Raw genomic sequence first — 18013 nt, forward strand, 5'->3', positions numbered from 1 at the left:
CAGCATATCGGTCAAATTGATCTAAAATCGATGATCAAATAAATGCGGCAAATGATGGAGGTCACGATGACATCGGTCGATCATCTCGATCTGAACCTGTTGCGCGTATTCCAGGCGATCGTCGAGGAACGCAGCCTGACGAAGGCCGGCGAGCGGCTCGCGCTGTCGCAGCCGGCCGTCAGCTATTCGCTCGGCCGGCTGCGCACGCTGTTCGACGATCCGCTGTTCGTGCGCACGCGCTCGGGCATGCAGCCGACGCCGGTCGCGCTCGAACTCGCGGGCATCGTCGGCAAGGCGCTCGACATGGTGCGCGTCGCGCTGCGCTATGCGGAGCGCTTCGATCCGGCCACCAGCACGCGCACGTTCCGAGTGTCGCTGTCGGATGCGGGCGAGATGGCATACCTGCCGGCGATCTGCCAGGCGCTGCGCGAGCGCGCGCCGCGCGTGACGTTGAGCGTGCAGCCGCTGCCGGTGGAGGAGATCGAGGAGGCGCTGCGCGCGAGTCGGCTCGATTTCGCGATCGGCAACCTGCCTGAGCTGATGCCGCGCACGCGCCACCAAGTGCTGTTCGAGGAAACCTACGTGTGCATGACGGGGCGCCGGCGCGGGCTGCCGACGGCCGCCGCGCTGAGTCTCGAGCAGTTCGTGCGCGCCGCGCACGTCAACGTGAAATCGGTCGAGCACAGCCACCACGCGCTCGACGACGCGTTGCGCGCGCAGGGCGTGGGCCGCAACATCGCGCTGGAGGTGCCGCACTTCGTCGCGCTGCCGAGCGTGCTGTCGGTCACCGATCTGTATGCGACGCTGCCGAAGCGGCTCGCGCAGATCCTGAACCGCGACAACGCGTTCCGCCTGTATGCGCTGCCGGTCACGCTGCCGCCCGCGCCGGTGACGATGCATTGGCACGAGCACTTTCACGAGGACGAGGGCAATGCGTGGATGCGCGCGCTGCTCGCCGAGATCGTCGAGCGTTTCGACGAATGACGGTCGGGCGGCTCGTGCCCGACGCAACCGCGGTGGCGGAGTGTCCGTCGGCCGCGCATCTTTACATGAGTCGATCAGTAGATTGGCGCGGCAACACGTTGGCGCGCTCGGCGCATCAGAGATCGAGCACGAGCACCGCCGAGCGCGCACGCGACACGCAACAGCAGATCACCGTGTTGCTCGCGCGCTCGGCCTTGCTGAGGCAGTGATCGCGATGATCGGGTTCGCCGTCGATGACGGGCACCATGCAGGTGCCGCACACGCCTTCGCCGCATGACGTATCGACCTCGATGCCGATCTTCGCGAGTGCGTCGACGATCGACGTATCGGGCGCGACGCGCACCGATTGGCCGCTGCGTTGCAGGCGCACTTCGAAGCCTTCTGCCGGAGCGGCATCCGCAGTGACCGTCGCGGAGGGTTCCGCCGCGAAGCGTTCGAGATGAATCGCATCTTCCGGGATTCGCTCGGCCGCGGCTGCGACGACTGCATCCATGAACGGCCCCGGCCCGCACGTATAGACATGCGCTTTCAGGTCGATCGACTCGATGCAGCGACCGAGTTCGCCCGCGAGCGCATGGGGCTCGACACCGTAATGGAACGTCACGTGCGACGCGAACGGTTCGGCCGACAGTTCGTCGACGAACGCCGCATGGTCGCGGCTGCGCGCGAAATAGTGCAGTCGATAACGCGCGCCGCGCTGGTGCAGCGCATACGCCATCGACAGCAGCGGCGTGATGCCGATGCCGGCCGCGATCAGCACGTGCTCGCTCGCGTCATCGGTCAGACGAAACAGGTTGCGCGGCGTGCCGATCCACAATTCGGCGCCGACGCTCACGTCGTCGTGCAGCGAACGCGAGCCGCCGCGCGACTGCGCTTCTTTCTTTACCGCGAACAGATAGCTGCCGCGCTCGTCGGGGTTGCCGCACAGCGAGTATTGCCGCGTGATGCCGGACGGCGCGGTGACGTCGATATGGGCGCCCGGTTCGTACGCGTCGAACGGCTGGCCGTCGACGCGCGAGACCCGGAAACAGCGGATGTCCTGCGCCGCGTCGATCAGCGCGTCGATCCGGACCTGGTGGCGGTTCGCTTGCATGGGAAATTCCGTGGGGTAGAGAAACGCGGCGCGGCGGAGCCCCGCGCCGTCATGCAGTCGAGAATAGGGACGGGCATCGCATAAATCAAATCGATTAAAAAGCGATACTGAAATAAGTTCGATGGATGATGGTGGGCGTGCCGATCGTCACCGATCAGCGGTGCGGCAATCGCGCGGCCGGTGCGCCGACCACGCGATCGGTGAACGGCGCGACCTCAGCGGGCGGCAATGGTGTTGCCGCCGTCGACGGCCGCATCGGCCGAAGCCGATGCCGACGCGTGGCCGCGTTCGCGCTCGAGGCTGCGGCGATAGTGGCGGCAGCCGGCGGCGAGCAGCAGCGCGGCGAGCGTCGCCGCCGCGACGTTGACGATCGACATCGAGTGCCCGACCGCGGCCGGCGCGCCGAACACGCGATCGGTAAACAGCGCGACGACGGTCGTGCCGATCCCGAGCGCGATCAGGTTCGACACGAGCAGGAACAGCGCGGAGATCTGCGCACGCATCTGGTTCGGCGCGAGCGTCTGCATCGCGGCGGTCGACGTCGGCATCGGGAACGACGCGAAGAACATCGCGACGACCAGCATCGCGAGCGACGCCGGCAGGCTGTCGAGCTGCGTGAACAGCGTCGCGGGAATCACCATGCAGGCGGCGCCGATCGCGCCGGCGCGCATCGGCGCATCGCCGCGGCCGCGCCGCAGCAGCCAGTCGTTGAGCCAGCCGCCGCAGAACACGCCGGCCGTGTTCGCGACCAGCAGCACGATGCCGAGCGTGTAGCCGGCTTCGACGGCCGTCATTCCGAAGCGGCGGATATAGAACGCGGGCGTCCAGCTCAGCAGGCAATACAGCGTCATCGCGTAGAACGAGAAGCCGAGATAGTGGCACGAGAAGGTCGCGCGGTGCATGCCGACGAAGCGCAGCGAATCGCGCATCGACACGCGCCGCACGGCGCCCGAGCGATCCTGCGCGAGCCCCTTGCGCTGCGGGTCGCGCACGGTCGCGGCGAACAGCAGCGCGACGAGGATGCCCGGCAGCCCGACGATCAGGAACGTGACCTGCCACGCATGCACCTGCCCGACCACCGGCAGCGTGAATGCGCTCGCATGCTTGAGCAGCGCGATCACGTAGCCGCCGATCAGGAACGCGATGCCGCCGCCGATGAACGAGCCGAGCGAATACACGGCGATCGCGCGGCCGAGCTTCTCCTTCGGGAAGTAGTCGGCGAGCATCGAATACGCGCCGGGGGACAGCGCGGCCTCGCCGACGCCGACGCCCATCCGCGCGACGAACATCTGCACGAAGTGCTGGCTGAGCCCGCACGCGGCGGTCGCGACGCTCCACAGCGCGATGCCGAGCGAGATGATGCGCGGGCGCGCATAGCGGTCGGCGAGATACGCGACGGGCAGCCCCATCACCGCGTAGAACAGCGAAAACGCGAAGCCGTTGAGCAGGCTGAACTGCGTGTCGGACAGGTGAAGATCGCGCTTGATCGGTTCGATCATCAGCACGAGGACCTGGCGGTCGACGAACGAAAAGACGTACGCGAGCATGCAGATGACGACGACATACCATTCGTACGTATAGCGCTTGCCGTCGGCAGCGCGGGCCGTGGATGCGGACATGCGGGTTCTCCAGGAGCGGGCGGTGGAAAAGCGCGGCATCGGCCTCGCGGGCCGGGCGCCGTCGCGGCGCGAAAGCGTGCGGATGACACGATCGGTGACGCAGCGTAGTCGGCCAAATTCGGCCGCCATAGCCGGAGTGACAGCCGCGCCACACGGACATCTACCGACCCGGATAAAGAAAACACCGAGGCCGTGCGCGCGGGCCGCCGCGCAGCGCGCGTGCGGCGGGGCCCGTGCGCGTCATGCGGCGCGTCTATAAGCGTTATAGAGCGCATTGCGTCGACGTCCGAAATTGTCGTTCCTAGACTCGGGCCGGTTTTGATCGGCAGCGTTCGCATCTGAAAGCGAACGCGCTTCACATCAAGCGGCGCGATGCCGACAGGCGCCGCAACTTCTACGGGACGACGCAGATGAACCATTCGAACGGGCGAGCCTTCCGGCTTGCCGTACCGCTCGCCGCGCTGCTCGCGTGCAACACGCTGCCTGCCGTCGCGCAATCGAGCGTGACGCTCTACGGCCGCATCGACACCGCGATCGAATATGCGAACGCCGGGCCGAACCACGTGACGCGCATGGGCAGCGGCAACCTGTGGGCGTCGCAGTGGGGGCTGAAGGGCGTCGAGGATCTCGGCGGCGGCTACGCGACGATCTTCAAGCTCGAGGACGGCTTCAACGCGGCGAGCGGCGCATTGTCGAACAGCAGCGCGCTGTTCGGCCGCGAAGCGTGGGTCGGCATCACGGGGCCGTTCGGCGGCGTGCAGTTCGGCGAGCTCTACACGATCCTGCATACGACGCTCGTCACGTACAGCCTGCCCGGCCTCGGCGCAGGGCTCGCATGGGGCAACGCGACCAACAACTTCGTCGGGCCCGCGTTCCTCCGCGTGCGCAACTCGATGCGCTACACGTCGCCGCGCTACGCGGGCTTCCTGCTGCGCGCGATGGCCGCGCGCGGCGCCAACGGCGCGGCCGGGCAGCCGGCGACGCTCGGCGATACGTATGGCGCCGGCATCAACTACGTGCGCGGCGGATTGTCGGTCGACGTCGACTACATGCAGCAGAAGTTCAGCCCGGTCGCCGCATCGACGCTCGGCGCCACGAGCACGGCCGCGAACGGCAACTACACGCTCGGCGCGATTTCGTACGACTTCAGCGCCGTGAAGGTGGCCGCGCTGTACATGCGCCATCGCGGCGGTCCCGACGTCGCGACCGCGATCGACAGCCAGAGCGCGTATCCGCACAGCGACATCATGGAACTCAGCGCGACGGTGCCGATCGGGCGCGCGTCGCTGCTGCTGAGCGTCGGCCACTACCGGAAGGTCGCCGACAGCGACGGCAACGCCGATTCGTACGGCATCCGCTTCGACTATCCGCTGTCGAAGCGCACGGTGCTGTACACGGGCGCCGCGATGGTGCGCAACGGCGCGCATGCGCGCTTCGTCGTCAACGGCGCGGCGGGCGGCGGCGTCGCGGTCGCGAAGCCGGGCGCGACCGCAAGCTCGCTCGTCGCGGGCATCCTCACGTCGTTCTGAGCGTGCCGGCGGGCCCGTGCCCATGCTCGCTCGAGCCGCTACGCGCAAGCAGGCGGCTGCGGCGCGAGCCATGCATCGAACGGCGCCTGCTCGCCGATATTGAACAGTTCGAGCAGCAGCGCACGCAGCCAGCGATGGCCGGGGTCCGCATCGAAGCGCCGATGCCAGTACGCGTTGACGGCCCATTCGCCGGCGCCGGCGATCTCGTACAGCACGCACGGCTGGCGCGCCGCGAACGTGATCGCGATCGTCTCCGGCAGGATCAGCGCGTAATCGCCGTCCTGCAGCAACGCCGGCACGACCATGAAGTCGGGCAGCGCCGCCCGCACGCGCGGCATCAGTTCGTGCCGTTCGAGCAACTGCATCGACTGCGGATGCGACGTGACCGCGACGAAGCGCAGCGCGTCGGGCGCCGTGCCGTCGAGCACGAAATCGTCGGGCAGCCCGACGCGCTGCGCGGTGCGGCGCGGCGTCAGCAGCACGCAGCGCTCGTGCAGCAGCGCGGTGCGCTGGAAGTGGCTCGACGCATCGGCGAAATGCCCGAGCGCGAAGTCGATGCGCCCCGATTCGAGCGCGACGTTGAGCTGGCATTCGTCGACGTGCAGCGTCTCGATCACCGCGCCCGGCGCGCGCCGGTCGAATGCGGCGAGCAGCGTCGGCAGGAACGCGCTCGCCGCGAAGTCGCTCATGTGCAGACGGAACACGCGCTGCGTGCTGTCGGGCGTGAAGCGCGAGCCTTCGTCGAGCACGTGCTGCAGGATCGCGAGCGCCTTGTCGACCGAGATCGCGAGCCGTTGCGCGCGCGGGGTCGGCTCGACGCCGGTGCCGGTGCGTACGAACAGCGCGTCGCGAAACATCAGCCGCAGCCGGCCGAGCGCATAGCTGACGGACGGCTGCGTGACGCCGAGCCGCAGCGCCGCGCGGCCGACGTGCCGCTCTTCATACACCGCGCGAAACGTCTTCAACAGGTTGAGATCGAGATCCTGCACACGCAGGCCGTCGGTGGCGTCGCTGTCGTGCGGCGCGGGTTCGGGGCGGGCCGTCGGCCGACCGGGGGCGGAGTGCGTCATCGAGCTTGCCTCGCGGTGACGGAAGGCGCGTGGCCGTAACGCCGCGCATACGCCTTCGCGAAATGGCCGAAGCCATGGATGCCGTGCGCGATCAGCACGTCGGTCACGCTGCGCGCGTCGCCGCGTTGCAGCGCCGCGTGCACGGCGGCGAGCCGGCGCTCGCGCACGTACGCGGCCGGCGTGGTGTGCAGGAACGCGCGGAATGCATGCTGCAGCGTGCGCGGCGCGACGCCCGCGACGGCCGCCAGCGCGGCGAGCGCGAGCGGTTCGTCGAGGTGCGCATCGACGTGAGCGCACGCACGCCGCACATGGGCCGGCAGCGGCGGCGTGCCGCGCAGCAGCGTGTCGCTGTACGAATGCGGCAGGTGCGTGAGCAGCAGCGACATCAGCCACGCGGTGAGGTCGGTGCCGAACACCGGCGACGCGGTGCCGATGCCCGGCTGCGCGCCGATCCGGCACAGGTACTCGAAGGTCGGCAGCACGAGTGCGGCGCTCGCGCCGGCGCCGCCGGCTGCCACGTCGAATTGCAGCGGCCGCGCGAGCGGCGCATGCAGCATGTCCTGCAGCTTGCGTTCGAGCGCGCCGCGTTCGAGCCGCAGCACGAGATTGCGGCAATCGGGGCTCGTGCGCAGGCGGCTCGCGAGCGCGGGCGACGACACGGTCAATTCGCCGGGGCCGGCGCGCGCGACGACGTTGCCGGCCTGCAGCTCGCACGCACCGGCGAGCGTCAGCCGGAACAGGAAGTGATCGGCGTCTTCGCCGAACTCGATGCGCGTTTCGCGTCCGTAGCTGAGTTCGAGCAGCGCGCCGTGATGCAGCGGCACCTCGTACAGCTCCGCGCGAAACGGATCGCGGCCGGACGCTGCCATCCGGTGCGGTCCGAGCCGATGCGCGACCGCGCGTTCGACTTCGTCGGGGGCGTGCAGCGTGCCGAGCCGGTTCGGTGCATGGCGGGAAAGGGCGATGTCCATTGATAGACCTCGTAGCGGATGCAGGGGCGGCGCGGCTTGCGCGGCCTCGCGAATGCGTTGCGCGAACGGGCGCGACGTTGCGCGTTTTGAAGCGACGCGGCGCAGGCGGCCGCGTAGTCTCGGACGTACTCGATCACCAGGAGAAAACGATGAAGGTATGTGTTCTGGGCGGCGGCCACGGCTGCCATGCGGCGGCCATCGACCTGCTCGAAAAAGGTCACGACGTGACGTGGTGGCGGCGCGATCGCGAGCCGCATGCGCGGCTGCGTGAACTTGGCGTGCTGAACGTGACCGACTATCGCGGCAAGCGCGCGGTACCGCTCGGCGACGCGCCGGGCGCGATCCGCCTGATCGATGATCTGGCCGTCGCGCTGCACGGCGCGCAGCTCGTCGTGGTGCCGTTGCCGGCCACGTCGCACGACGCGCTCGCCGCGCAGGTCGCGCCGCTGCTGGAGGACGGCCAGGTCGTGTTCCTGCCGCCCGGCACGTTCGGCAGCGCCGTGTTCGCCCGCGCGGCGGCCGACGCCGGCAACCGTTCGCGCGTCGCGTTCGCCGAAACGGGCACGCTGCCGTACCTGGTGCGCAAGCATCGCGACAACGACGTCGTGATCAGCGCGTACGCGACGCGCCTGCCGACCGGCGTGTGGCCGGCGAATGCAGCCGGCTGGGCGTTCGACGTGTTGCGCGCCGGCTATCCGTCGGTCGAGCCGGTCGAGGATGCGTTGTCCGGCGCGCTGATGAATGCGGGCCCGGTGATCCATCCGCCGCTGATCCTGATGAACGCCGGGCCGCTCGAACACTTCGACGCGTGGGACATCCACAACGAAGGCACGCAGCCGTCGATCCGCCGCGTGACGAACGCACTCGATGCCGAACGCATCGCGGTGCGCGAAGCGCTCGGCTACCGCGCGCCGCATTTCCCGCTCGCCGATCACTACGCGACCGACGGCGACGAGTGGATGTACGGGCGCGGCGCGCACGGCAAGCTGACCGATAGCGGCGACTGGCGCGAGAAGATCGATCTGCGCACGCATCGCTACATGCTCGAGGACACCCGGCTCGGGCTGTCGTTCGTCGTATCGTGCGGGCGCTGGGCCGGCGTGCCGACGCCCGTCGCGCAGGGGCTGCTGAGCGTCGCGAGCGCGGTCGCGGTGCGCGACCTGTATGCGGAAGGCCGCACGCTGGAGCGACTCGGGCTCGCGGCACTGTCGAAGGACGCGCTGCGCGCGCTGCTCGACGCGGGGTACGCGGCATGAAGGCGGCCGACGATGTGACGCGCATCCACGTGCTCGGCGCGGGACGCATGGGGCAGGGCATCGCGCTCGTGTTCGCGTTCGCCGGCCTCGACGTGACGCTGATCGACTTCAAGCCGCGCGACGTGCATGCGTGGCGCGCGTTCGAGGACCGCACGCGCGACGAGATCGCCCGGCCGCTGCAGGCGCAGGTCGCGCTGGGCCGCATCGACGCCGTGCAGGCCGACGCCGTCGTCGCGCGCATCGCGCTCGTCGCGCGGGACGGCGCGGCCGATGCGGTGCGCGATGCCGATATCGTGTTCGAAGCGCTGCCCGAAGTGCTCGATGCAAAGGCCGACGCGCTGCGCTGGCTCGGTGAACACGTCGATGCGCACGCAACGATCGCGTCGACGACGTCGACGTTCGTCGTCACCGAATTGCAGCGCCACGTTGCGCACCCGGCGCGGATGCTGAACGCGCACTGGCTGAACCCCGCGCTGCTGATGCCGCTCGTCGAGGTCAGCCGCAGCGATGCGACCGATCAGGCCGTCGTCGACGCACTCGCGGCGCTGCTCCAACGCGTCGGCAAGAAGCCGGTGATCTGCGGGCCGGCGCCCGGCTATATCGTGCCGCGCATCCAGGCGCTCGCGATGAACGAGGCCGCGCGGATGGTCGAGGAAGGCGTGGCCAGCGCGGAGGATATCGACACCGCGATCCGCACCGGCTTCGGCCCGCGCTTCGCGGTGCTCGGCCTGCTCGAATTCATCGACTGGGGCGGCTGCGACATCCTGTACTACGCGTCGCAGTACCTGGCCGGCGAGATCGGCCCGCGCTTCGCGCCGGCCGCGAGCGTCGTGCGCAACATGGAGGCCGGGCGCGACGGCGTGCGAACGGGCGCCGGCTTCCACGACTATGCGGCGGTCGACGTGCCCGCGTACATGCGGCAGCGGCTCGGCGAATTCGCGCGGCTGCTCGACCATCTCGGGCTCGCGCCGGCGTTCGACGGCGCACGGCGCGACGCCGGGCGCTGAGCGTCGCGTGGTCATGCTTGGTCGCCGCGCGAACCGTCGGCGGGCGTGGTGCGCGTCTCGCGCATCACGCACAGCGTCGCGACCGTGACGAGGCCGAGCGCAATCAGGAACAGCGACACCGGCCACGACGCGTGATAGCGCGCCAGCAGCGCGGTCGCGATCAACGGCGACATCCCGCCCGCGAAGATCGACGCGACCTCATGACCGAGCGCGACGCCCGAGTAACGCACCTCGGTGCTGAACAGCTCGCCGACGAGCGCGGGCAGCGTACCGATCATCGCGCCGTGGCTGACCGCCGTGCCGACCGTCAGCGCGAGCCATACGAGCGGCGTCACGCGCGTGTCGAGCAGCCAGAAGAACGGAAACGCGCATGCGACGAGGCTCAGCGCGCCGATCAGGTACACGGGCTTGCGGCCGATCCGGTCGGACAGGCGGCCCCATGCGAGCATCGCGCCCATCTCGACGATCATCGCGATCATCACGCCGGTCAGCATCGTACCGTTCGGAATCCCGACATACTTGCCGTAGACGAGCGAGAACGCGAGGAAGATGTACGCGCCGCCGTTCTCGGCCACGCGCAGCCCCATCGCGAGCAGGATTTCCTTCGGGTGACGGCGGATACACTCGACGATCGGCAAGTGCGTGTGCGCGCCGCGCTTGCCGGCCTGCTCGAAGTCGCGGCTTTCCGGCAGATGGCGGCGGATATAGATGCCGATCGCGAAGATCGCGATGCTCGCGAGGAACGGCAGCCGCCAGCCCCACGTGCGGAACATGTCGTCCGGCAGCGCCTGCGCGGCGAGAAACGCGGCCGACGACAGCACGAAGCCGCCGCCCACGCCGAGCTGGCTCCACGCCGCGTAATAGCCGCGCTGCTCGGGCGGCGCGTTCTCGCTGATCATCAGCACGCCGCCGCCCCATTCGCCGCCGGACGCGATGCCCTGCAGCAGGCGCAGCACGACGAGCGCGGCCGGCGCCCACAAGCCGACCTGCGCATAGGTCGGCAGCAGGCCGATCGCGAACGTCGACGCGCCCATGATCAGCAGCGTCCACACGAGCGACGCCTTGCGCCCGTAGCGATCGCCGACGTGGCCGAACACGATCCCGCCGAGCGGCCGCGCGACGAAGCCGAGCGCGAACGCCGCGAACGCGGCGAGGCTGCCGGCGAGCGGCGATGCGCCGGGCGGAAAGAACACATGGCCGAACACGAGCGCCGCGGCCGTGCCGTATACGAAAAAGTCATACCATTCCATCGCGTTGCCGGCGACGGAGGCGATGACGATCCGGCGTAGCTGCCGGTCGGCGAGCGGCCGGGCGGCGCTCGGGGATTGCACGGTGTCGGTCGGGTACATGGCGGACTCTGAAGGGGGAGGCGGGCGCGTGCCGTCTTGTGCGGCACTGCGGGCTAGTGTTGTCGGCCCCGCCGGCCCCGGTCAAATCCGCAGAAAAAGGGGAGTGTCATCACTCCGGCAAATGATGGTCGTGGTGCGCGCGGCTCCGTGCCGGCGCGCGCTTCCCCTTACCGCTCGATCTGCCGGTTCCACCGCGTATCCCACTGCGCACGGCGCGCATTGATCGCCGTCCAGTCGACCACCGTCACCTTGCGCACCAGGTCGTCGACGTTGCCGAGGCTCTGCTGCATCGGGGCCGGCATCTTCGCGAGACGGTTGGTCGGAATCTGCTTGCCGGCCTCGGCCGCCTTCGTCTGCGCGGGTGCGGACAGCAGGAACTGCGCGAGCTTCTGCGCGAGTTGCGGGTCGGGATTGTTCGCGACCACGCACAGGTCGACGAGCAGCAGCACCGGGCCTTCCTTAGGGTTCGCGTACGCGACCGGGATGCCCTTGTCCTGCAGGTCGCCGACGGCGGTCGGCGTCAGCGGAAACAGGCCGGCCTCGCCGGTCTGCACCATCTCGGAGATCTTGGCCGAGTTCGGGATGTACTCGACGACGTTCGGCCCGACCGTGCTCGCCCACTTGCCGAAGCCGGGCTCGACGTTCTGTTCGTTGCCGCCGAGTAGCCGGTTGATCGCGAGGAAGCCGTGCAGCCCGAACGTGCTGCTCGACGCCGACTGGAACACGACCTTGCCCTTGTATTTCGGATCGGCGAAATCCATCCACGACGTCGGCGGCGCCCAGCCTTTCTCGGCGAACAGCTTCTTGTTGTATGCGATGCCGGTCATCCCGAGCTGCACACCCGCGCCGACGTCGTCCTTCATCCGCGCGAACGGGTACAGCTCCTTCAGCACCGGCGAATCGTCGAGCTTCTGACACACGCCGAGGCTCACCGCGCGCGCCATCACGCCGTCGTCGAGGAACGCGACGTGGATCTGCGGCTTGTTGCGGTTCGCGAGCAGCTTCGCGAGCACGTCCGACGACGTGCCGGGCACGATCACCACCTTCACGTTGTTCGCCTTCTCGAAGTCGGGCAGCACCTGGCTCGTATAGGCCTTCTCCATCGGCCCACCGTTCATGCCGACGTAGATCGTCTTCGTTTGCGCGAACGCGGGCGCGCCGGCGCCTGCGATGCAGAGGGCGGCGGCCGCCGCGATCGTTCCGAGCAGTTTCATCTTTGGATTTCCTCTTGACGGAAAGTGGCGGTCGGCACGGCTTGCGGGAAGAAGCGGCCGATCGAGAATGCATCGAGTGGCGTGGCGGTTTCGCCGGTCGTGACGAGATCGGCGAGCACGTCGCCGACGCCCGGTGCGAGCAGGAAGCCGCCGCCGGAAAAGCCGAACGCATGCAGCAGGTTCGGCGTGGTACGGCTCGCGCCGATGATCGGGTTGTGGTCGGGCGTACAGCCTTCGACGCCGCTCCACGTGCGGATCAGCAGCGCGTCGCGCAATGCGGGCAGCAATGCGCAGGCGTCGCGCATCACCGCGCGCGTCGTGTCGACCGACGGCTGGCCGAACTCGCCGTCGCCGCAGCCGCGGCCGCCGCCGATCACGCAGTTGCCGCGCGCGACCTGGCGCGCGTACACGCCGCCGCCATACACGCCGAGGTTGTGCGCGATGAACGGCGGTAGCGGCTCGGTCACCCACATGTTCGGATAAATCGGCTCCATCGGGACAGCTTCGCCGAAGCGTTCGGCGATCGTGTTCGCCCATGCGCCGGCCGAATTGATCAGCCACGTCGCGGTGTGCGCGCGGCCGCCCGCCTGCAAGTGAAAACGCGTGCCATCGTGATGAACCGCGTTGACAGGCGTGTGCTCGAACACGTCCGCGCCCGCCGCGCGGGCCGCGCGCGCGAACGCGGGCGACACGACGCGCGGGTTCGCATGGCCGTCGGTCTCGCACAGCGAGCCGCCGAGCGCCGCGCGGCCGAGCCACGGGTAGCGGCGGCGGAACGCGTCGCCGCGCATCACGCGCAGCGGCAAGCCGTGGTCGCCGGCGAGCACGGCGTACGCGTCGAGCGCATCGAGATCGGCGTCGCTGCGCGCGAGTCGCAAGTGGCCGGACACGACGAATTCGCCGTCGATGCCGATCAGCTCGGGCAGGCGATCCCAGATACGCCGCGCCCGCAGCGCGAGCGGCAATTGCTCGACCGGCCGGCCCTGGCAGCGCACGCCGCCGTAGTTCACGCCGCTCGCCTGCGCGCCGCAGTCGCGCCGTTCGAACAGCCCGACGCGCAGTCCGCGCCGCGTCAGCGCAAGCGCGGCCGACGCGCCGACGAGGCCGCCGCCGACGATCGCGACGTCGTAACGCTGGGTGTCACTCATCGCGCGCCTCGTCGGGAATCGCCGCGACGTCGTCGCCCGCGAGCGCCGCCGAGATCGGGAACGGCTTCACGGGTGGTTGCGCACGCAACCGCCCGACGTCGGCGAGCGGCCGGCCGGTTTCGGCGGCCAGCACGAGCGCGGCCGCGTCGCCGCACATGCGGCCCTGGCAGCGGCCCATGCCGACGCGGGTCAGCGCCTTCAGCCGGTTCAATTCGGTCGCCGCGCCTTCGCGCACGCAGCGGCGCAGCGTGCCCGCATCGATCTCCTCGCAGCGGCACACGATCGTGTCGTCGGGGCAGCGGGCAGCCTGTTCGGCCGGCGGCGCGAACGCCGCCTCGAGGCCCGCGCGGAATGCGCCGATGCGGGCGAGCGTGCGCTCGAGCGCCGCCGCGTCGGGTTGGCTGGACGGCGAGCGCGAGGCGATACCGGCATCGTCGAGCAGCGCGAGCGCCGCACGCCGGCCCGACGCTTCGGCCGCGTCGGCGCCCGCGATGCCCGCGCCGTCGCCGGCGACGTAGAAGCCGCGTACCGACGTGCGCCCGGCCGCGTCGCGTTCGGGCAGCCACGCGCGATTGAGCGGGTCGAAGTCGAACCGGCAGCCGGCGAGATCGGCAAGCTGCGTTTCCGAGCGCAGGCCGAAGCCGAGGCCGAGCGCATCGCAGTCGAGCACGCGCGGTGGCGTGGGCTGCGCGTCGTCGCCGGCGGCGCGCCATGCGAGCCCCGTCACGTGCGGGTCGCCGAGCACGCGTTCGAGCGTGACGCCCGTTTCGATCGCGACGCCATGCGCGCGCAGCCAGCCGTTGTAATAGAGCCCTTTCGCGAAGATCGACGGCATGCGCAGCAGCGCGGGCGCGGCAGCGGCCTGGCGGCGCAGCGGGCTCGTGTCGAGCACGGCCGCGACGCGTGCGCCGGCCTTCGCATACTGGTAAGCGACAAGGTAAAGCAGCGGCCCGGTGCCCGCGAACACGATGCGTCGGCCGATCGCGCAGCCCTGCGCCTTCAGCGCGACCTGCGCGCCGCCGAGCGTATAGACGCCCGCGAGCGTCCAGCCCGGCACGGGCAGCATGCGGTCGGTGGCGCCGCTCGCGACGATCAGGTGCGAGTACGGTACCGTCACTTCGCGGCCGTCCTGCAGCGTGTCGACGCGGCCCGCGCCGCACGACCACGCCAGCGTGTTCGGCCGGTAGTCGACGTGCGGCAGCAGCGCGGCCATCGTCCGGTGCACCGCGTCGGCCTTCGCGGCCTCGAAGCCGTACAGCATGCGTTTGCCGCGCACGAACGCGGCTTCGGCCGGCGGTTGACGATAGATTTGTCCGCCCCAGCGCGCGTTCTCGTCGATCACGACCGGGCGCAGCCCGGCGTCGACCAGCGCCTCGGCCGCGCGCACGCCGGCCGGCCCCGCGCCGACGATCACCGGTTGCAGTGCGGCGCTCACGATGCGTCTCCGGTCGCGGCCGGCCGGGCGGTCGTGAGAATCCGCATGCCTTCGGCGATCGGCGTCGAGCATGCGCGCATGCGTGCGCCGGCTTCGGTGCGCACCCAGCAGTCCTGGCAGGCGCCGATCAGACAGAACCCGGCGCGCGGCTGATCGCTGAATTCGCTGACGCGCACGCGACGCTGCGCGACGAGGATCGCGGTGAGCACGGTGTCGCCGGCAAGCGCGTGCGCGGGGCGGCCGTCGAGCGTGAACGCGACGGCGGCGCGCTCGCGTTCGGCGACGCGCACGAACTGCGCGTCGTCGTCCGCGACGTCGGTGGAACGGGAAACGGGAGTCGTCATCAATGTTGGCCGATCAGGATGCGGTTCAGGCCGTACACGCGATCGAGCAGCAGCATCGCGCCGGCGGTGATGAAGATGACGAGCGCCGACACCGACGCCATCATCGGATCGATCGATTCGGTCGCATACATGTACATGCGCACGGGCAGCGTGACCGTTTGCGGCGACGTGACGAAGATCGACATCGTCAGCTCGTCGAAGCTGTTGATGAACGCGAGCAGCCAGCCGCCGGTGATGCCCGGCACGATCATCGGCAGCGTGATGCGGCGGAAGGTCGTCCACGGGTCCGCGCCGAGCGAGCACGCGGCCTGCTCGATGCTGCGGTCGAGGCCCGCGACGGACGCAAGCACGAGCCGCATCACGAACGGCGTGATGACGATCATGTGCGCGAGCACGAGCCACGCGAACGAGCCGGTCGCGCCGATCAGCGCGAAGAAGCGCAGCAGCGCGATGCCAAGCACGAGGCCGGGAATCACGAGCGGCGACAGCAGCAGCCCGTTCAGGAACGCGCGGCCGGGAAACGTCGCGCGGCCGATCGCGAGGCCGGCCGGCAACGCGATCGCGAGCGACAGCGTCGCCGATGCGAACGCGAGCTTCACGCTGTTGACGAATGCGGTGACGAAGTCCGGATAGTCGAGGATCGCGCGGAACCAGCGCAGCGATACGCCATGGGTCGGCAGCGTCAGCGTTTCGTCGGGCGTGAATGCGACCAGCACGACGATCGCGAGCGGCGCGAGCACGAACAGGATCACGAGCGTGTGGAACGCGAGGGCGAAGGGGCCGTTCTTTCTCATCGGGAAGCGCCTCCGAGGCTGCGCGCGTAGCGGCGTTCGAGCACGCGGTAGTAGGTGAGCATCACGACGAGGTTCGCGGCGAGCAGCAGCACCGCGATCGTCGCACCGAGCGGCCAGTTCAGCGAGCCGAGGAATTCGTCGTAGACGGCCGTGGCCGCGACCTTCAGCCGGCGTCCGCCGAGCAGGCCCGGAATCGCGAACGCGCTCGCCGACAGCCCGAACACCATCAGGCTGCCCGACAGCACGCCCGGCATCAGTTGCGGCACGACGATGCGGCGCAGCGTCGTGAACGGCGACGCGCCGAGCGACAGCGCCGCGTGTTCCGTCTGCGGATCGAGCCGCTGCAGCGCGGTCCACACCGGAATCACCATGAACGGCAGCATCACGTGCACCAGCGCGATCACGATCGCGAACGTCGTGTATTCGAGCTTGTACGGCCCGAGGCCGACGAGCGCGAGCGTCTGGTTCACGAGGCCGCTCGTGTTCAGCAGCATGCTCCAGCCGAACGCGCGCACGACCACCGACACGAGGAGCGGCGCGAGGATCGCGAGCAGGAACAGCGAACGCCACGGGTCGCGCATTTTCGACAGCACGTACGCCTCCGGCGTGCCGATCGCGACGCAGATCGCGGTCGTCAGCGCCGCGATGCCGAACGTGCGCGCGAAGATCGTGTGGAAGTACGACGAACCGAGCACTTCCGCGTAGTTGCCGAACTGGAACGCGGCGATCGGGCCGGTGGCCGGGTCGAAGCGGTAGAACGTCAGCACGAACGTCATCGCGAGCGGCACGAGCACGAGCGCGGCGAACAGCGCGAACGCGGGCGCGCACATCAGCCACAGCGGCGCGTGGGCGCGCCAACGCGCGCGCGTCGCGTTGCCGCCGACGGCGCGCGGCGACATTGCATCGACGGCGGCCGTGGCGGCCGCGAGCCCGGCCGGTGCGCCGTCGGTCGAGAGCGGGCGGGAAGGCTGGCCCATTCAGGCCTCCCGGCGCATCACGCGCACGGCATCGCTGTGCCAGTCGATGCCGACCGGCGCGCCTTCCGCGAGCGGCTCCGCGCCTTCGTTCTGGCAGCACACGAGCACTTCGCCGAGCGCGCTGTCGACGCGGTACAGCCACTGGCTGCCGAGGAAGAATCGGCTCGTGACGGTCGCGGCGAAGCGGCCGGCGTCGGGCGCACACAGTCGCAGCTTCTCGGGGCGGATGCAGACCGACACCGCATCGCCGACGCGCACGTCGCGTTCGCGCGGCGGCAGGTGCGCGGTGCGGCCGGTTTCGGCGAGATCGTGCCCGAGGTCGATGCGGATCGCGTCGCCGTCGTGCGCGACGATCGTGCCGGGCAGCAGGTTCGCCTTGCCGATGAACTGCGACACGAAATGATTCTCCGGGCGTTCGTACGCGCGGTACGGCGTATCGGTCTGCGTGATGCGGCCGGCTTCCATCACGACCACGCGGTCGCTGATCGACAGCGCTTCCGACTGATCGTGCGTGACCATGATCGTCGTCGTGCCGATCTTGCGCTGGATCGCGCGCAGCTCGAACTGCATCTCCTCGCGCAGTTTCGCGTCGAGGTTCGACATCGGCTCGTCGAGCAGCAGCACCGGCGGCTCGATCACGACCGCACGCGCGATCGCCACGCGCTGCCGCTGGCCGCCCGACAGCTCGCGCGGAAAGCGGTGCGCGAGTGCATCGAGCCGCACGAGCGCCAGCGCCGCGCGGATGCGCTCCGCGCGCTCGGCCTTGTCGACGCCGCGCATGTCGAGGCCGAAGCCGACGTTCTCCGCGACGCTCATGTGCGGAAACAGCGCATAGCTCTGGAACACGATGCCGAGCCCACGGCGGTTCGGCTTCAGGTGCGTGATGTCCTGCCCGTCGAGCGCGATGCGGCCGCGCGTGACGTCGACGAAGCCGGCGATCATCTGCAGCGTGGTGGTCTTGCCGCAGCCGGACGGCCCGAGCAGCGACACGAATTCGCCTTGTTCGACCGACAGGTTGACGTCCGCGACGGCGGTGAGCTCGCCGAAGGTTTTCGTCAGATCCGTAAGCGTGAGAAACGACATGGGGAGCTCCGGGTTCGCGCACCGCATGGCCGGTGCGCCGATGACGCGGACTCTAGCCAGCCATATTTCGGCGCGTCAATTTGGAATTCTGCTGAACGGGATGAATTTCGGAAAAATTCCATTCAATGGAACGACCGGGA

16 protein-coding genes are annotated in these 18013 nt (G+C 69.6%); 4 read left to right on the top strand and 12 right to left on the bottom strand.

Annotation, left to right across the window (positions count from 1 at the left end; translation table 11 throughout):
- Window positions 1–66 precede the first annotated feature (66 nt).
- Window positions 67–984 carry a LysR family transcriptional regulator gene (locus tag HWX55_RS14735; protein ID WP_050014513.1) on the top strand — a complete coding sequence of 306 codons (918 nt, stop codon included), beginning with the start codon at window positions 67–69 and terminating at the stop codon, window positions 982–984.
- 115 nt (window positions 985–1099) lie between these two features.
- Here the strand turns inward: HWX55_RS14735 and HWX55_RS14740 are convergent, their stop codons facing one another.
- Window positions 1100–2077 (bottom strand): PDR/VanB family oxidoreductase, encoded by a 978-nt coding sequence (locus tag HWX55_RS14740; RefSeq protein WP_175976223.1) that lies wholly within the window; start codon window positions 2075–2077, stop codon window positions 1100–1102.
- A 215-nt stretch (window positions 2078–2292) separates the two neighbouring features.
- The gene (locus tag HWX55_RS14745; RefSeq protein ID WP_175976224.1) at window positions 2293–3696 is read right to left on the bottom strand and encodes an MFS transporter; all 1404 of its coding nucleotides are present in this window, start codon (window positions 3694–3696) and stop codon (window positions 2293–2295) included.
- 410 nt (window positions 3697–4106) lie between these two features.
- On the opposite strand from HWX55_RS14745, the gene HWX55_RS14750 reads away from it, so the two are divergent.
- Entirely contained in the window at window positions 4107–5225 is a 1119-nt protein-coding gene (locus HWX55_RS14750) for a porin (protein WP_175976225.1), read from the top strand.
- A gap of 38 nt (window positions 5226–5263) precedes the next feature.
- On the opposite strand, the gene HWX55_RS14755 is transcribed toward HWX55_RS14750, so the two are convergent.
- The gene (locus HWX55_RS14755; protein WP_175976226.1) at window positions 5264–6295 is read right to left on the bottom strand and encodes a LysR family transcriptional regulator; all 1032 of its coding nucleotides are present in this window, start codon (window positions 6293–6295) and stop codon (window positions 5264–5266) included.
- On the bottom strand, window positions 6292–7266 hold the full coding sequence (locus tag HWX55_RS14760) for an AraC family transcriptional regulator (protein ID WP_175976227.1): 975 nt from the start codon (window positions 7264–7266) through the stop codon (window positions 6292–6294). Before HWX55_RS14760 ends, HWX55_RS14755 begins: the two co-directional genes overlap by 4 nt.
- 149 nt (window positions 7267–7415) lie before the next feature.
- On the opposite strand from HWX55_RS14760, the gene HWX55_RS14765 reads away from it, so the two are divergent.
- Both HWX55_RS14765 and HWX55_RS14770 read left to right on the top strand, forming a co-directional pair.
- Window positions 7416–8522: an NAD/NADP-dependent octopine/nopaline dehydrogenase family protein gene (locus HWX55_RS14765; RefSeq protein WP_175976228.1), complete on the top strand. Its 1107-nt coding sequence runs from the start codon at window positions 7416–7418 to the stop codon at window positions 8520–8522.
- The gene (locus HWX55_RS14770) at window positions 8519–9529 is read left to right on the top strand and encodes a 3-hydroxybutyryl-CoA dehydrogenase (RefSeq protein WP_175976229.1); all 1011 of its coding nucleotides are present in this window, start codon (window positions 8519–8521) and stop codon (window positions 9527–9529) included. The genes HWX55_RS14765 and HWX55_RS14770 overlap by 4 nt, the downstream gene beginning before the upstream one ends.
- Before the next feature lie 11 nt (window positions 9530–9540).
- Here HWX55_RS14770 and HWX55_RS14775 read toward each other — a convergent pair whose 3' ends face one another.
- The 8 genes from HWX55_RS14775 to HWX55_RS14810 all read right to left on the bottom strand — a co-directional run bounded on the left by HWX55_RS14775 (window position 9541) and on the right by HWX55_RS14810 (window position 17873).
- On the bottom strand, window positions 9541–10878 hold the full coding sequence (locus HWX55_RS14775; protein WP_175976230.1) for an MFS transporter: 1338 nt from the start codon (window positions 10876–10878) through the stop codon (window positions 9541–9543).
- 167 nt (window positions 10879–11045) lie between these two features.
- Complete coding sequence (locus HWX55_RS14780; protein ID WP_175976231.1) at window positions 11046–12092, bottom strand: ABC transporter substrate-binding protein; 1047 nt, start codon at window positions 12090–12092, stop codon at window positions 11046–11048.
- Complete coding sequence (locus tag HWX55_RS14785; RefSeq protein WP_175976232.1) at window positions 12089–13240, bottom strand: FAD-dependent oxidoreductase; 1152 nt, start codon at window positions 13238–13240, stop codon at window positions 12089–12091. The genes HWX55_RS14780 and HWX55_RS14785 overlap by 4 nt, the downstream gene beginning before the upstream one ends.
- Window positions 13233–14675 (bottom strand): NAD(P)/FAD-dependent oxidoreductase, encoded by a 1443-nt coding sequence (locus HWX55_RS14790; RefSeq protein ID WP_175976233.1) that lies wholly within the window; start codon window positions 14673–14675, stop codon window positions 13233–13235. Before HWX55_RS14790 ends, HWX55_RS14785 begins: the two co-directional genes overlap by 8 nt.
- A complete protein-coding gene (locus HWX55_RS14795) occupies window positions 14672–15019 on the bottom strand; it encodes a (2Fe-2S)-binding protein (protein WP_175976234.1) in 348 nt (115 codons plus the stop codon). The genes HWX55_RS14790 and HWX55_RS14795 overlap by 4 nt, the downstream gene beginning before the upstream one ends.
- Window positions 15019–15813 (bottom strand): ABC transporter permease, encoded by a 795-nt coding sequence (locus HWX55_RS14800; protein ID WP_006479666.1) that lies wholly within the window; start codon window positions 15811–15813, stop codon window positions 15019–15021. Before HWX55_RS14800 ends, HWX55_RS14795 begins: the two co-directional genes overlap by 1 nt.
- Window positions 15810–16790 carry an ABC transporter permease gene (locus HWX55_RS14805; RefSeq protein ID WP_175976235.1) on the bottom strand — a complete coding sequence of 327 codons (981 nt, stop codon included), beginning with the start codon at window positions 16788–16790 and terminating at the stop codon, window positions 15810–15812. Before HWX55_RS14805 ends, HWX55_RS14800 begins: the two co-directional genes overlap by 4 nt.
- A complete protein-coding gene (locus tag HWX55_RS14810) occupies window positions 16791–17873 on the bottom strand; it encodes an ABC transporter ATP-binding protein (protein WP_175976236.1) in 1083 nt (360 codons plus the stop codon).
- Window positions 17874–18013 lie beyond the last annotated feature (140 nt).

The organism is Burkholderia sp. BCC1047 (assembly GCF_902833155.1).
Lineage (GTDB): Bacteria > Pseudomonadota > Gammaproteobacteria > Burkholderiales > Burkholderiaceae > Burkholderia > Burkholderia sola.

Excerpts from the sequence above, each read along its gene's own strand:
- HWX55_RS14735 (WP_050014513.1), top strand. The coding sequence starts at position 67 with ATGACATCGGTCGATCATCTCGATCTGAACCTGTTGCGCGTATTCCAG.
- HWX55_RS14740 (WP_175976223.1), bottom strand. The coding sequence starts at position 2,077 with ATGCAAGCGAACCGCCACCAGGTCCGGATCGACGCGCTGATCGACGCG.
- HWX55_RS14745 (WP_175976224.1), bottom strand. The coding sequence starts at position 3,696 with ATGTCCGCATCCACGGCCCGCGCTGCCGACGGCAAGCGCTATACGTAC.
- HWX55_RS14750 (WP_175976225.1), top strand. The coding sequence starts at position 4,107 with ATGAACCATTCGAACGGGCGAGCCTTCCGGCTTGCCGTACCGCTCGCC.
- HWX55_RS14755 (WP_175976226.1), bottom strand. The coding sequence starts at position 6,295 with ATGACGCACTCCGCCCCCGGTCGGCCGACGGCCCGCCCCGAACCCGCG.
- HWX55_RS14760 (WP_175976227.1), bottom strand. The coding sequence starts at position 7,266 with ATGGACATCGCCCTTTCCCGCCATGCACCGAACCGGCTCGGCACGCTG.
- HWX55_RS14765 (WP_175976228.1), top strand. The coding sequence starts at position 7,416 with ATGAAGGTATGTGTTCTGGGCGGCGGCCACGGCTGCCATGCGGCGGCC.
- HWX55_RS14770 (WP_175976229.1), top strand. The coding sequence starts at position 8,519 with ATGAAGGCGGCCGACGATGTGACGCGCATCCACGTGCTCGGCGCGGGA.
- HWX55_RS14775 (WP_175976230.1), bottom strand. The coding sequence starts at position 10,878 with ATGTACCCGACCGACACCGTGCAATCCCCGAGCGCCGCCCGGCCGCTC.
- HWX55_RS14780 (WP_175976231.1), bottom strand. The coding sequence starts at position 12,092 with ATGAAACTGCTCGGAACGATCGCGGCGGCCGCCGCCCTCTGCATCGCA.
- HWX55_RS14785 (WP_175976232.1), bottom strand. The coding sequence starts at position 13,240 with ATGAGTGACACCCAGCGTTACGACGTCGCGATCGTCGGCGGCGGCCTC.
- HWX55_RS14795 (WP_175976234.1), bottom strand. The coding sequence starts at position 15,019 with ATGACGACTCCCGTTTCCCGTTCCACCGACGTCGCGGACGACGACGCG.
- HWX55_RS14800 (WP_006479666.1), bottom strand. The coding sequence starts at position 15,813 with ATGAGAAAGAACGGCCCCTTCGCCCTCGCGTTCCACACGCTCGTGATC.
- HWX55_RS14805 (WP_175976235.1), bottom strand. The coding sequence starts at position 16,790 with ATGGGCCAGCCTTCCCGCCCGCTCTCGACCGACGGCGCACCGGCCGGG.
- HWX55_RS14810 (WP_175976236.1), bottom strand. The coding sequence starts at position 17,873 with ATGTCGTTTCTCACGCTTACGGATCTGACGAAAACCTTCGGCGAGCTC.